We start from the raw sequence: 12440 nt of genomic DNA on the forward strand, positions 1-12440 counted from the left end.
ACACAGGAGACACACCGATGACACAAGGAATGGACGGCCCGCACCCGGACGACCGGATGCGTCCGGCGGGCCGACGGAACTCGCAGGGGATCCGCATCGATCCCGAGGCAGAGGCGACCCACCAGCCGCGCAAGGCGGTGCTGTCGACGCTGGTGAAACACGAGCCCGGCGTCCTCTCGGAGGTGTCGGCGCTCTTTAGCCGTCGGCAGTTCAACATCGAGAGCCTGACCGTCGGCGCCACGGACGACGACGAGGTCGCGCGGATGACCATCGTCATCGAGGAGCCCGAGCCGGGCGTCGACCAGGCGAAGAAGCAGCTCGCGAAGCTCGTGCCGGTCATCTCGGTGACGGAGCTCGAGCCCGAGGCGGTCCAGCGCGAGCTGATACTGATCAAGGTCGACGGCGAGGAGCCCGACGACGTGAACGCGGTCGCGGACATGTACGACGGCAACGTCGTCGACGCCTCGCCGGAGACGATCACGGTGGAGATCACCGGCAGCCAGCAGAAGATCGAGGCAGCGGTCGCGGCGTTCGACCAGTTCGACGTGCAGGAGGTCGTCCGCACGGGCGCGGCCGCGGTCGAACGCGGCGCCGAGGTGCTCGAGGACGAGCGCCGGAAAACGACGGAGGTATCAAACACCACTGCGACCCCTGAGACAGCTACAGATGACTGACGAGTTCACCACGCCCGTCTACGACGACGGCGACGCCGACGCATCGTACATCGAGGACAAGACAGTGGCCGTACTGGGTTACGGCAGCCAGGGCCACGCGCAGGCCCAGAACCTCGCCGACAGCGGCGTCGACGTGGTCGTCGGCCTCCGCGAGGGGTCGAGTTCGCGCGCCGAAGCCGAGGCCGACGGCATCCGCGTCGCGGTGCCCGACGAGGCCGTCGCCGAGGCGGACATCACCGTGATGCTCGTCCCGGACACCGTCCAGCCGGCCGTCTTCGAGGCCGTCGAGGACGGCCTCGACGAGGGCGACACGCTGCAGTTCGCCCACGGGTTCAACATCCACTACGGGCAGATCGAGCCCCCGGAGGGCGTCGACGTGACGATGGTCGCGCCGAAGAGCCCCGGGCACCTCGTCCGCCGCACGTACAAGCGCGGCGAGGGGACGCCCGGTCTCATCGCCATCGAGCAGGACGCGACCGGCGCCGCCAGGGAGGAGGCGCTGGCCTACGCGCAGGCCATCGGCTGTGCCCGCGCGGGCGTCATCGAGACGAACTTCCAGGAAGAGGTCGAGACCGACCTGTTCGGCGAGCAGGCCGTCCTCTGTGGCGGCGTCACCGAGATGGTCAAGGCCGGCTTCGAGACGCTGGTCGACGCGGGCTACGCCCCCGAGATGGCCTACTTCGAGTGCCTGAACGAACTGAAGCTCATTGTCGACCTCATGTACGAGGGCGGCCACATGGGCATGTGGGACTCCGTCTCGGACACCGCCGAGTACGGTGGCCTCACGCGCGGCGAGGAGATCATCGACCGGGACGGGTTCGACGAGATCCTGGAGGGCGTCCAGACGGGCGAGTTCGCCCGCGAGTGGATCAACGAGAACCAGGCGCACCGACCGGCGTACAAGCAGTACCGCGACGCCGAAGCGAACCACCAGATCGAGGACGTCGGCGAGCGCCTGCGCGGCCTGTTCGCGTGGGACGACGACGAGGAGTGACGGGAGCGAACGTACGCAGACAGATGACAGACGACACGACACACACGACAGAGACCACGACCGACACCGTCAGCGACTCCGCCGCGAAGGCGACGATGGCCGAGTTCAGCCACACCAACCCCCACACCGGGAAGGCCTTCGGCGACGACTTCGCCTTCCAGCGGGGCCCGGCAGTCGCCACCGACGGGGGCAGAGCGGACGCCGAAGACGACGACGAGCAGACGATGGAAGACGTCGACCACGAGCACCCCGACGACGACGCGGAGGACGCCAATCGCGTCTTCCAGCGGGGCAACGAGGAGCCGGTAGATTCAGAATGAGTTCCGATAGACGTTCCTGCTCGCGCCGCTGCGCGGGCTGCGACTATCGACCTCACACTCAATATCAGAGATATTTCGCATGAGTCAGGGCACACTGTACGACAAGGTCTGGGATCGACACAAGGTAACGACGCTGCCCAACGGGCAGGACCAGCTGTTCGTGGGCCTCCACCTCATCCACGAGGTCACGAGCCCGCAGGCGTTCGGCATGCTCCAGGAGCGCGGCCTCGAGGTCGCGCGCCCGGACCTGACCCACGCCACGGTCGACCACATCGTCCCGACGGCGAACCAGGACCGGCCGTACTCCGACGACGCCGCCGAGACGATGATGGCCGAACTGGAGGAGAACGTCCGCGACGCGGGCATCCAGTTCTCGGACCCGACGACGGGCGACCAGGGCATCGTCCACGTCATCGGCCCGGAGCAGGGGATCACCCAGCCCGGCAAGACGATCGTCTGCGGTGACTCTCACACCTCCACGCACGGCGCGTTCGGCGCGCTGGCGTTCGGGATCGGGACCTCACAGATCCGCGACGTGCTGGCCACCCAGACCATCGCGATGGAGAAACAGAAGGTCCGCAAGATCCAGGTCGACGGCGAACTCGGCGAGGGCGTCGAGGCCAAGGACGTCGTGCTGGAGATCATCCGCCGCCTCGGCACCGAGGGCGGCGTCGGCTACGTCTACGAGTACGCCGGCGAGGCCATCGAGAACCTCGACATGGAGGGGCGGATGTCCATCTGCAACATGTCCATCGAGGGCGGCGCTCGCGCGGGGTACGTCAACCCCGACGAGACCACCTACGAGTGGCTGGAGCAGACGGACTACTTCCAGGAGCACCCCGAGAAGTTCGACGAACTCAAGCCCTACTGGGAGTCCATCCGCAGCGACGCGGACGCCGAGTACGACGACGTGGTTCACATCGACGCGAACGAACTCGAACCGGTCGTCACGTGGGGCACCACGCCCGGGCAGGGCGTCGGCATCCACGACCCCATCCCGGCACCCGAGGACCTGGCCGACGACAAGGTCGACACGGCCCGGCGCGCCCAGAAGCACATGCGCGTCGAGCCCGGCGAGACCATGGAAGGCTACGACATCGACGTCGCCTTCCTGGGCTCGTGTACCAACGCCCGCCTGCCCGACCTGCGCCGCGCGGCCCGCATCGTGAAGGGCCGTCAGGTGGACGACGACGTGCGCGCGATGGTCGTCCCCGGCAGCCAGCGCGTCCAGCGACAGGCCGAGGAAGAGGGCCTGAAGGACGTCTTCGAGGAAGCCGGCTTCGACTGGCGCAACGCCGGCTGTTCGATGTGTCTCGGCATGAACGAGGACCAGCTGGAGGGCGACGAGGCGTGTGCCTCCTCCTCCAACCGGAACTTCGTCGGCCGTCAGGGGAGCAAGGACGGACGCACCGTCCTGATGAATCCCCGGATGGTCGCCGCCGCGGCGATCACCGGCGAGGTCTCTGACGTGCGCGACCTGAAGGAGGTGAACCTGGCATGAGAAGCGAGACGCGAAGCGTCTCGGAAATGCGAGCGGACGGAGTCCGCGAGCAGTCCATGCGAGCACGACAGAGCTTCGCTCTGGGGGTGCTCGCATGAGCGACCCGACCGAGGACATCCCGTCCGTCGACTACGTCGAGGGGTCGGGCATCCCGATCCGCGGCAACGACATCGACACGGACCAGATCATCCCGGCGCGGTTCATGAAGGTCGTCACCTTCGACGGCCTCGGTGAGTTCGCCTTCTTCGACCTGCGGTTCGACGACGAGGACGAGGAGAAGGACCACCCGTTCAACGAGCAGCGGTTCCAGGACTCGAACGTGATGGTCGTCAACGCCAACTTCGGCTGTGGCTCCTCGCGCGAGCACGCCCCGCAGGCGCTCATGCGCTGGGGCATCGACGCCATCATCGGCGAGTCATTCGCCGAGATCTTCGCGGGCAACTGCCTCGCGCTCGGCATCCCGACGGTGACCGCCGACCACGAGACGATCAACGCGCTCCAGCAGTGGGTCGACGACAACCCCGACGGCGACATCGAGGTCGACGTGCGGGCTGAGACGGTTACCTACGGGAACAACGAGATCAACGTCAGCGTCGACCGCGCCCAGCGCGAGGCCCTCGTCGAGGGCAACTGGGACACGACCGCGCTGATGAAGGCCAACCAGAACGCGATCCAGGAGACCGCCGACTCGCTGCCGTACGTCGAGAGCGCGGACTGACCGGCGACTTCGTCGCTCGTTTTCGTCCGCGTTCGCGTCGTCCGACGGTCCTATCTTCTCCGACGAACGATAGCCACGCGTGCCACCGCTCGACCTCTCGCATGCGCTGGCGACCGAGATGCCAGTCTACCCCGGGACCGAACCGGTCGCCGTCGAACCGCGAGCCACCAGAGAGTCGGACGGCTACCGGACGACCAGGCTCGACCTGGACTCACACGCCGGGACGCACGTCGACGCGCCGGCCCATCTGGTCGACGGGCCGTCGCTCGACGAGTTCCCGCCCGAGCGGTTCCGATTTTCGGCCACTTGCGCCGATCTGCGACCGCTGGACCCCAGGGAGTCGGTCGGTCTCGACACTCTCCGGGAGGGTCTCGCGGTCGATCCCGCCGAGGTGGACCTGATCGCGGTCGTCACCGGCTGGGACCGCCACTGGGGCGAGGAGCGGTACTTCGACCACCCGTACCTGACGAGCAAGGCCGCACGCTGGCTCGCCGACCGGGACTGCGACCTGGGGGTCGACACCGTCAATCCCGACCCGACGCCGACGGGCCGGGCCGCGGCCGACGAACCCGAGGGGTTCCCGGTCCACGAGGCGCTGCTCGGCGCCGACCGGTTGATCGTCGAGAACCTCCGCGGACTCGACAGGCTCCCCGACCGCTTCGTGCTGCACGCGTACCCCCACCGCTTCGAAGGGGCCGACGCGTCGCCCGTGCGGGCGGTCGCCTACCCGGAGGAACACGACGCCGGAGACTGACCGGCATCGTCCGTCTCCCGCCCGTCGCTGGCACACATCGACACGCTCTTTTCGGCACCCGGCGCAGGTAGACCCATGACTCACGAGATCGCCGTGATCCCGGGCGACGGCATCGGACAGGAGGTCACACCGGCGGCAGTCGACGTGCTGGAGGCGGTCGACGCCGACTTCGACTTCGTCGAGGGCGACGCCGGCGACGCCGTGAAGGAAGCGACCGGCGAGGCGCTCCCCCAGGAGACCCGCGAACTGGCCGCAGACGCCGACGCGACGCTGTTCGGCGCCGCCGGCGAGACGGCCGCCGACGTGATCCTCCCGCTCCGGGACATCGTCGACTCGTTCGCTAACGTCCGCCCGGCCCGCTCGTACCCCGGACTGGACGCCGTCCAGCCCGACACCGACATCGTGTTCATCCGCGAGAACACCGAGGGCGTCTACTCCGGCATCGAGGCCGAGATAGCCGACGGCGTCCGCACCCTGACCCGCGTCGTCACCGAGGACGCCTCCCGCGAGATCGCCGAGTTCGGCTTCCGCTACGCGAAACGGAACGGCATCGACGACGTGACCATCGCGCACAAGGCCAACGTCATGCGCGAGACCGACGGCCTGTTCCTCGAGACCGCCGAGGCGGTCGGCGACAGCTTCGATATCGACTACGACACGGCGCTGATGGACGCGCTCGCGATGCATCTGGTCATGCACCCCGAGGACTACGGCGTCGTCATCTGCCCGAACCTCGCAGGCGACATGCTGTCGGACCTGGCGGCCGGCCTGGTCGGCGGACTCGGCCTGCTCCCGAGCGCGAACGTCGGCGAGGAGAACGCGCTGTTCGAGCCGGTCCACGGCTCGGCACCCGACATCGCCGGACAGGGGATCGCCAACCCCTCCGCGATGATCCTCTCGGCCGCGATGCTGCTCGACCACCTCGACTACGGCGACGAGGCCGCCGCGGTGCGCGAGGCGGTCGAGGGCGTCCTCGAAGACGGACCGCGAACACCCGACCTCGGCGGCGACGCGTCGACCGACGAGGTCACCACGGCCATCGTCGACCGTCTCTGATCGCCGTTCGCCCGTTCCGACCACCGCTCGCTGTCGCGTCCGCCACGAGAGTTAAGTTTCTCAGCCGTCTCACTCACAGTCGTATGCCAACAGTCGAACTCGACGAGGAGACGATCGAGCGGCTGGACGCACTGCGCGTGGACGACGAGTCATACGACGATCTCGTGACTGAACTCGTCAACATCTACGAGGCAGAGGGGCTAACGCTGTTCACGAACGAGTGACGGGCCGACCGTTCGAGCGGGACTGAGGAAGCGGCGGCCGCGACTCACTCGCTGGCGAGGACGCGGATCTCCTCCCACTTGCCACGGGATTCGAGCTTCTCCTGGAGGTCACCGGCGTACATCTGGGCCATCTCCTCGGCGGCCGCCAGCTGTTCGCGGTCGACGCCGCCGCCACCGCCGCCGAGCCCGAGGGCGTCCTTCACACCGTCGATGATGCCGCCGGAGCCGCCGGAGTCTCCGCCACCGGCTCGACCGCCGCCTGCGGCCATCCCGGTCGCCTGGTCGACCCGCTCGAGTTCGGGGACGATGCTCTCGACCTTGCTCGTGTCGGCGACGAGGCGAGCGGCCTCGGGGTCGTCGGAGTTCTCGATCTCGAACTCGACGGCGGTCATGATGAGGCCCCACTGCTGGCGCGAGAAGTTCGAGGCCGCGACCTTCTCGGCGAACTCCTGGTCCACCTGCATCCGCTCGCCGACGATCCGGTCGGTCCAGTCGCTGTCGCTCATACGTCTCTCTTGGCACCTCTCCGGTATGTATCTCCCGTTCGGGGCGCCGCCGGGCTCGGCGGCGACGAACGGCGCCCGTCAGTTCCCGTTGCTCTCGCCGCTGGACTCGACGCCCATCGCGTCGAAGAGTTTCTTCCGAACGGCTTCTTCGGTGAGTTGCAGGAGCGTCTCGCGGTTGTCCTCGTTGGTCTCGATCCCGGTGAAGATGCCCAGCGGGATCTCGACCGCGGCGTCGGTGGAGTGGCCCTTCGCCTCGCCCATCTCGCCGAACGCGTCGTCGAGGACCTTCCCGATGTTCATTCGGATGTCCTTCGAGCGGGCGGCGAGGTAGATGGTGTCGTCGGCGATGGCGAAGACGGCCGTCGTTGTGATCCCTTCGAGGTTGAGGAGGTGCTGGGCGGCCTGCGCGAGCGCGTCGCGGTCGCGGATGAAGCCCGCGTTGGAGACGAGGTGGCTCCCGCTGACCTCGCGGTTGCGGATGGCCTCGGCGAGCACGTCGAGCGTCTCGGGCGACATCGACGGCGACTCGACCTGTTCGAGCGTGTCGTGGTCGGCGAAGGGGTAGAGGTAGGCGGCGGCGGTGAGGTCGGCCGGCGTCGTGTCGCGCTTGAAGTCGAGCGTCTCGGCGCGGATGCCGTACAGGAGCGCCGTGGCGACCTCCTGACTCAGGTTGAGGTCGAGTTCCTGGATGTACTTCGTGAGGATGGTCGAGGTGGCGGAGACGTTCGAGCGAACGTCCTCGAAGCGGGTGTCGAGCTCGCCGTCTTCCTGCTCGTAGTGGTCGAGGAGGATGTCGATCTCGCCGGTTTCGGGTTCACCGCCCTTGGCGTAGTCGACGAGCGCGACCGTGTCGTAGTCGCTCATCTCGACGTCGTCGCGCGAGACGAGGTCGATTCCGAGCAGGTTGACGAACGCGCGGTTCTCCTGGTGACCGATCTCGCCCTCGTAGATGATGTCCGCCTCTACGTCCCGGCTGGCGGCGATGTCGCGCAGCGCGGCCGCGCTCGCGATCGAGTCGGGGTCGGGACTGCGGTGGACGAGGATCGCCATCCGCTCGTCCGTGCCGTCGATGACCTCCGAGAGGTTGCGCGCCTTGAACTCCAGTTCGCCCGTCTCGAGCGCGCGGAGTGCGGAGTCGGCGATGACTGCGGAGGGGTTGATGACCACGTCGGCGCCGAGTTCGGTGAGTTCGTCCGCGGAGACGGGGTCGGAGGCGCGCGCGACGATGAACTGCTCGCCGCCGCGGTCGCGGATGTTGCCGACGGCGGCGGAGTTGGCCTCCACGTCGGAGGACATGATGAGGACGACGTCGCAGTCCGCGACTTGGTCGACGACGCTCTCGTCGCGGATGTCAGCCACGTTGGCGTCGAGGTCCTGGTCGCGCAGCGCCTCGACGCGACCCTCGTCGCGGTCGATGATCTCGACCTCTTTGCCCTCGCTGACGAGTTCCTCTGCGACGGCGTGGCCCACGCTCCCACACCCGAGGATGGCATAGCGAGACATCGACGCCATCGTGATCCCGGTGCTCATAGTGTCACGTCACAGGGCGACGAGGCATATAATCCCCACCTTTCCGCCGCGTTCGGACGACCGAACAGTAACGTATATCAATCAACCTCCGTAAGTCGAATTCGTGGGCCGGTAGCTCAGTCCGGCAGAGCGTCTGACTCTTAATCAGACGGTCGAGGGTTCAAATCCCTTCCGGCCCGTGCAACGAACCGATGAGCAGCGCGAATCGGTGAGTGAACCGGCCGGAGGGATTTGAATCAGGGAGGAGCTCGCTCCGACCGTGGTTCAAATCCCTTCCGGCCCGCTCTCTCTGGCGCTCACAACCCGCGAGCGCCTGCTGTGCGTCACGGAAGGGATTCGAACGAGAACAGGCGCGCGCAGCGGAGCGAGCACGTCTGGGCGTTGTTCAAATCCCGTCCGGCCCGTTTTGTCGTGAACTACCCGCGAGCACCGCGTAGCGTGTGCTCGCGACTGTCGAACCCGGGTTTCGAAGCCGAATCGGAGAAACAGTGTCGACGATGGCGGTCCGGGCCTATCGCCACTCGTCGAGCGAGCAGGCCTCGTCGTCCGCGATGGAGAGCCAGGCGTCATCGCGGGCGATGTCGGCGACGACGAACCGGACGACCTCGTCGGTCTCGTCGACCGTCGCGACGACATCGCGTTCGTCCACCGATTCGTCGTCGAACGACCGCACATCGGTGCTCATACTCGAACGTCCTCAGGGGAAGGTTATGAATGTTTTTATTTGGGTCTTATACTGACTAGTGTATCAACTACGATCCGGGATACTGCTGTGTATGTTTGGTTATCGAAGCCAAATGTGTACTGCAATGATCTATAATGATCGCCAGATACGGCGGTGATCGGGAAGGGGTGGCGGAAAAATTGAAAACGGGTAATCGGCGTGTCGGTGCTACTGTTCGATGCCGTAGACGTCGCTGGACCAGTCGCGGGCCGGGGTGTCGTACACGGGGTAGTCGCGGTCGCGGTCGTCCAGTGCGGCGAGGTCTTCGTCGGACAGCGACCAGTCGAACAGGTCGGCGTTGGAGCGGACGTGGTCTGGCGAGGAGGACTTCGGGAGCACGACGACGTCGCGTTCGATCGCCCACTTGAGGACGATCTGAGCGGGGTGTTTGTCGTACTCCGTCGCGAGCTCCTGGACGACGTCGTCCTCGAACACTTCGGTGCGGGCCAGCGGCGCGGCGGCCTCGATCACGGTGTCGGTCTCGCGGCAGTACTCCACGAGGTCGGGCCGCTGGAACCACGGGTGGAACTCGATCTGGTTGACGGCGATGGGCACGTCGGAGACGTGCTGGGCGCAACTCAGCTGGTAGGCGCTGAAGTTCGAGACGCCGACGTTCTTCACGAGCCCCTCGTCGTGGAGCGTCGCCATCGCGTTCAGCGATTCCCGCAGCGAGATCGCGGGGTTGGGCCAGTGGATCAGATACAGGTCGAGGTAGTCCGTCCCCAGGCGGTCGAGAGAGTCGCGACACGACTCGATCAGCGAGTCGTAGTTGAGGTTCTTGGCGAGGACCTTCGACGTGAGGAACACGTCGTCGCGGTCGTAGTCGGCGAGCGCTTCGCCGATCTCGGACTCGTTCTTGTACCCTTCTGCGGTGTCGACGTGCGTGTAGCCGGCATCGAGAGCGGCCCGGACGCCGTCTTTGACCGTCTCGCCCTCGATGTTCCAGGTGCCGTACCCCAGCTGTGGGAGTTCGTCGCCACTCGGCAGCGTCTGCGTCGGTACGTCCGTCATAGAACTGTCACCGCCTCCCCGTTCGTCGGGAACCCGGTTGAAATTACTGGTCTCCGGCGGTTTCGCCGGTTTCTCCTGTCGGTGGAGCGCCAGCCGACCAGTGTCGCGAGCGCGCCCCACCCGAGCGCGAAGAGGCGAACCGGTCGATACCCCATCCGTCCACCGGCAACATCGCGAGCGGTGCGAGCGTGAGCGCGACCGCCGTCCCGGCGACCATCTTCAGTTCCTCCGTCGTATACCCGTAGTACTCCTAACTCATCGTCTCCATGTACATCCCTCCCGGTCGAACGCGCTGGGGAAGGACCGTCGCAGTCGTCTCCGGGATATGACTGTATCACAGCAATTATAGGTCATGATCGGTCTCTCTGTGTGGTATGGACGAACGGTTCTCTCGTCGCGAAGCGCTACTCGGCCTCTCGGCGGTCTCGGCCGGCATCGCCGGGTGCTCGTCGCTCGAGGATTCCGACGACGACTCGATCCAGGACAGCGACGGTGACGGAGTCATCGACAGCGAGGACTACGCTCCGAACGACGCCTCGGTACAGGAGAAGTCCGACCTCACCGACGGGACGGCGCGGCCGAAGGTGACGGCGACACGGGAATCCGACGGTAAGAGCGGTTCGGACGGGAGCACGGCGGCCGAGACCGCCGATGCGGCGTCACCGACGCCGACACCCACCTCGTCTCCGACGGCTACGCCGACCCCGAGTCCGACCCCAACTCCCACGGCGTCACCGACGCCGACCCCTTCACCCACACCGACGCAGACGCCCCCGGACTCGGAACCGACCTATTCGTTCGCGGTGACCGACGACTACTGGGACGGCGTCACGTCGATCACGGAGTACGGCGTCGACGGGGTCTCCGTGGAAGTGTACGAGTCGGACCTCGACGTGGAGTACTCCGAGGCCGCGGTGCGGGTCGCCGTCTCGGAGTTCCCCCGGAACGGGACCGTGGCCCAGAACACCAGTTCCGCCTTCACACTCGACGACGACGGGACGAACGTGTCCGTCTCGCTCGACCGCTCTGCGCTCCCGACGGAGACGCGACTCGAGATATCGGCGTTCGTGATCCCGGACAGACCCGACGAGGAGATCGACGACGACGAGTGGGCGTATCTCATGTCGACCGACCCGTTCGAGTTGCGCGATCCCGACCGGGGCATGCTCCGGGCGCCTCATCCCGACAGACTCGACGCCGACTCCGGCGACGCCTTCGAACGCAACCTGATCGAGGGCGCGTACGATCTGGAAGTCTCGGGCCGGACGAACGGGACCGAGTGGACCTCCAGCCTGATCATCTGGAAGGCGGCGTACGTCGAAGCCATCGACCGCTCGCGAGGGCGCTCCCGGCCGGAGTACGTCGACTACGAACTGACCGAGGGGATCGGGGGCGAGCTGGCGAGCATCCTCGACTCCGACGCGGAGGACATCGGCTTCACCGAGTCGCGGGAGAAAGTCGACTTCGTGATCGACTTCGTCCAGCGACTCCCCTACGTCACCGACGACGTGAGCAAGGGCTTCGACGACTACACGAAGTTCGTCGTCGAGACGATCACGGAAGCGGAGGGCGACTGCGAGGACACCTCGATCATGCTCGCGTCCATCCTCCAGGCCGACCCGTTCGGCTACGACATGATACTCATCCAGCCACCGGGGCACATGGCCTGTGGCATCTATCAGGAAGACCCCGAGGGCTGGTACTGGGAACTCGACGGCCGGAAGTACTCCTTCGTCGAGACGACCGGCGAAGGCTGGGGTATCGGCGACTGCCCCGAGGAGTACCAGGGCGCCGAAGCGAAGCTCCACCAGGTGTAGGTCCTCGTTCGGAGTCGGTAGTTTCAGGGTGGACGCGCTATCCGAGTCCTGTAGATGAGAACGGTTCGGATTCCGCTGCTCCCGCGCGCAGTTCGCTGGGCAGCTGTCGCACTGGTTGCGGGCTTCATCTTCTACACGTCTATCGTCACCACACCGCCGCCAGAGGCGGTCGTCCCGAAGCTCGGCCCGCCGGACCTGATACCGCTGGACAAGTGGCGCCACTTCCTCGCCTACGGGGCGCTTGCCGGGAGTCTGTGGTACGCGACGCTCGACTGGGACCGGTCGGTGCGGCTCGTCGCTCTGTTCGTTCTCGGGGTCACCATCGTCTACGGCATCGGCATCGAGTTCTGGCAGTCGCTGATCCCGAGGCGCTACTTCTCCGTCGGTGACGCGTACGCGAACGCGCTCGGGACTCTGTTCGTGGTGCCGCTGTTCGTGCTTCGCGAGCGAGTGGACGGGTTCGGTCTCTTCGGCGACGAGGCGTAAACGCCCCCCGGAACGTCCGCCCGGAACGCCCGGACTATCGTCTGCGGCCGGGCTGCCGTCTGCGGACCGAGCTGGACGGACTATGGAGTACTGCTTGTGGGAGAAAGGTCAACACACATCGTCTT

At 66.6% G+C, this 12440-nt stretch carries 14 protein-coding genes and 1 tRNA gene; 11 read left to right on the forward strand and 4 right to left on the reverse strand.

Going from position 1 to position 12440, the window contains the following annotated elements:
* The first annotated feature begins 17 nt into the window (after nt 1-17).
* From ilvN to D1409_RS24265, 8 genes are all read left to right on the forward strand, one after another.
* Nucleotides 18-674, forward strand: coding sequence for an acetolactate synthase small subunit (gene ilvN, locus D1409_RS02920; protein WP_164471543.1), 657 nt, complete (start codon nt 18-20; stop codon nt 672-674).
* Complete coding sequence (gene ilvC, locus D1409_RS02925; protein WP_123533855.1) at nt 667-1668, forward strand: ketol-acid reductoisomerase; 1002 nt, start codon at nt 667-669, stop codon at nt 1666-1668. The genes ilvN and ilvC overlap by 8 nt, the downstream gene beginning before the upstream one ends.
* 23 nt (nt 1669-1691) lie before the next feature.
* A complete protein-coding gene (locus D1409_RS02930; protein WP_206424955.1) occupies nt 1692-1988 on the forward strand; it encodes a hypothetical protein in 297 nt (98 codons plus the stop codon).
* 79 nt (nt 1989-2067) lie between these two features.
* Nucleotides 2068-3489, forward strand: coding sequence for a 3-isopropylmalate dehydratase large subunit (gene leuC, locus D1409_RS02935; protein WP_123533857.1), 1422 nt, complete (start codon nt 2068-2070; stop codon nt 3487-3489).
* Nucleotides 3490-3583: 94 nt separating this feature from the next.
* The gene (gene leuD, locus D1409_RS02940; RefSeq protein WP_123533859.1) at nt 3584-4207 is read left to right on the forward strand and encodes a 3-isopropylmalate dehydratase small subunit; all 624 of its coding nucleotides are present in this window, start codon (nt 3584-3586) and stop codon (nt 4205-4207) included.
* 79 nt (nt 4208-4286) lie between these two features.
* Nucleotides 4287-4961 carry a cyclase family protein gene (locus D1409_RS02945; protein WP_123533861.1) on the forward strand — a complete coding sequence of 225 codons (675 nt, stop codon included), beginning with the start codon at nt 4287-4289 and terminating at the stop codon, nt 4959-4961.
* 75 nt (nt 4962-5036) lie between these two features.
* Nucleotides 5037-6017: an isocitrate/isopropylmalate dehydrogenase family protein gene (locus tag D1409_RS02950; RefSeq protein WP_123533863.1), complete on the forward strand. Its 981-nt coding sequence runs from the start codon at nt 5037-5039 to the stop codon at nt 6015-6017.
* Nucleotides 6018-6100: 83 nt separating this feature from the next.
* Nucleotides 6101-6241, forward strand: coding sequence for a DUF7557 family protein (locus D1409_RS24265; RefSeq protein WP_164471544.1), 141 nt, complete (start codon nt 6101-6103; stop codon nt 6239-6241).
* 44 nt (nt 6242-6285) lie between these two features.
* Here D1409_RS24265 and D1409_RS02955 read toward each other — a convergent pair whose 3' ends face one another.
* Both D1409_RS02955 and D1409_RS02960 read right to left on the reverse strand, forming a co-directional pair.
* The gene (locus D1409_RS02955; protein ID WP_123533865.1) at nt 6286-6747 is read right to left on the reverse strand and encodes a DUF5799 family protein; all 462 of its coding nucleotides are present in this window, start codon (nt 6745-6747) and stop codon (nt 6286-6288) included.
* 78 nt (nt 6748-6825) lie between these two features.
* On the reverse strand, nt 6826-8277 hold the full coding sequence (locus D1409_RS02960) for a DHH family phosphoesterase (protein ID WP_123533867.1): 1452 nt from the start codon (nt 8275-8277) through the stop codon (nt 6826-6828).
* 105 nt (nt 8278-8382) lie between these two features.
* Here D1409_RS02960 and D1409_RS02965 point away from each other — a divergent pair.
* Nucleotides 8383-8456: transfer RNA gene (locus tag D1409_RS02965), tRNA-Lys, on the forward strand.
* Between the two features lie 332 nt (nt 8457-8788).
* On the opposite strand, the gene D1409_RS24270 is transcribed toward D1409_RS02965, so the two are convergent.
* Both D1409_RS24270 and D1409_RS02970 read right to left on the reverse strand, forming a co-directional pair.
* Nucleotides 8789-8962, reverse strand: coding sequence for a DUF7556 family protein (locus D1409_RS24270; RefSeq protein ID WP_164471545.1), 174 nt, complete (start codon nt 8960-8962; stop codon nt 8789-8791).
* Nucleotides 8963-9169: 207 nt separating this feature from the next.
* Nucleotides 9170-10012, reverse strand: a complete 843-nt coding sequence (locus D1409_RS02970; RefSeq protein WP_123533869.1) for an aldo/keto reductase — start codon at nt 10010-10012, stop codon at nt 9170-9172.
* Nucleotides 10013-10386: 374 nt separating this feature from the next.
* Here D1409_RS02970 and D1409_RS02980 point away from each other — a divergent pair, with 374 nt between their 5' ends.
* Together D1409_RS02980 and D1409_RS02985 are read left to right on the forward strand one after the other, a co-directional pair.
* Complete coding sequence (locus D1409_RS02980) at nt 10387-11829, forward strand: hypothetical protein (RefSeq protein ID WP_164471546.1); 1443 nt, start codon at nt 10387-10389, stop codon at nt 11827-11829.
* A gap of 54 nt (nt 11830-11883) precedes the next feature.
* Entirely contained in the window at nt 11884-12315 is a 432-nt protein-coding gene (locus tag D1409_RS02985; protein ID WP_123533875.1) for a VanZ family protein, read from the forward strand.
* The last annotated feature ends 125 nt before the right edge of the window (nt 12316-12440 follow it).

This window comes from Halosimplex salinum (assembly GCF_003730195.1).
Lineage (GTDB): Archaea > Halobacteriota > Halobacteria > Halobacteriales > Haloarculaceae > Halosimplex > Halosimplex salinum.

What these genes read in the sequence shown, in the direction of transcription:
- ilvN (WP_164471543.1), top strand. Translation starts at nt 18, where the DNA reads ATGACACAAGGAATGGACGGCCCGCACCCGGACGACCGGATGCGTCCG.
- ilvC (WP_123533855.1), top strand. Translation starts at nt 667, where the DNA reads ATGACTGACGAGTTCACCACGCCCGTCTACGACGACGGCGACGCCGAC.
- D1409_RS02930 (WP_206424955.1), top strand. Translation starts at nt 1,692, where the DNA reads ATGACAGACGACACGACACACACGACAGAGACCACGACCGACACCGTC.
- leuC (WP_123533857.1), top strand. Translation starts at nt 2,068, where the DNA reads ATGAGTCAGGGCACACTGTACGACAAGGTCTGGGATCGACACAAGGTA.
- leuD (WP_123533859.1), top strand. Translation starts at nt 3,584, where the DNA reads ATGAGCGACCCGACCGAGGACATCCCGTCCGTCGACTACGTCGAGGGG.
- D1409_RS02950 (WP_123533863.1), top strand. Translation starts at nt 5,037, where the DNA reads ATGACTCACGAGATCGCCGTGATCCCGGGCGACGGCATCGGACAGGAG.
- D1409_RS24265 (WP_164471544.1), top strand. Translation starts at nt 6,101, where the DNA reads ATGCCAACAGTCGAACTCGACGAGGAGACGATCGAGCGGCTGGACGCA.
- D1409_RS02955 (WP_123533865.1), bottom strand. Translation starts at nt 6,747, where the DNA reads ATGAGCGACAGCGACTGGACCGACCGGATCGTCGGCGAGCGGATGCAG.
- D1409_RS02960 (WP_123533867.1), bottom strand. Translation starts at nt 8,277, where the DNA reads ATGAGCACCGGGATCACGATGGCGTCGATGTCTCGCTATGCCATCCTC.
- D1409_RS24270 (WP_164471545.1), bottom strand. Translation starts at nt 8,962, where the DNA reads ATGAGCACCGATGTGCGGTCGTTCGACGACGAATCGGTGGACGAACGC.
- D1409_RS02970 (WP_123533869.1), bottom strand. Translation starts at nt 10,012, where the DNA reads ATGACGGACGTACCGACGCAGACGCTGCCGAGTGGCGACGAACTCCCA.
- D1409_RS02980 (WP_164471546.1), top strand. Translation starts at nt 10,387, where the DNA reads ATGGACGAACGGTTCTCTCGTCGCGAAGCGCTACTCGGCCTCTCGGCG.
- D1409_RS02985 (WP_123533875.1), top strand. Translation starts at nt 11,884, where the DNA reads ATGAGAACGGTTCGGATTCCGCTGCTCCCGCGCGCAGTTCGCTGGGCA.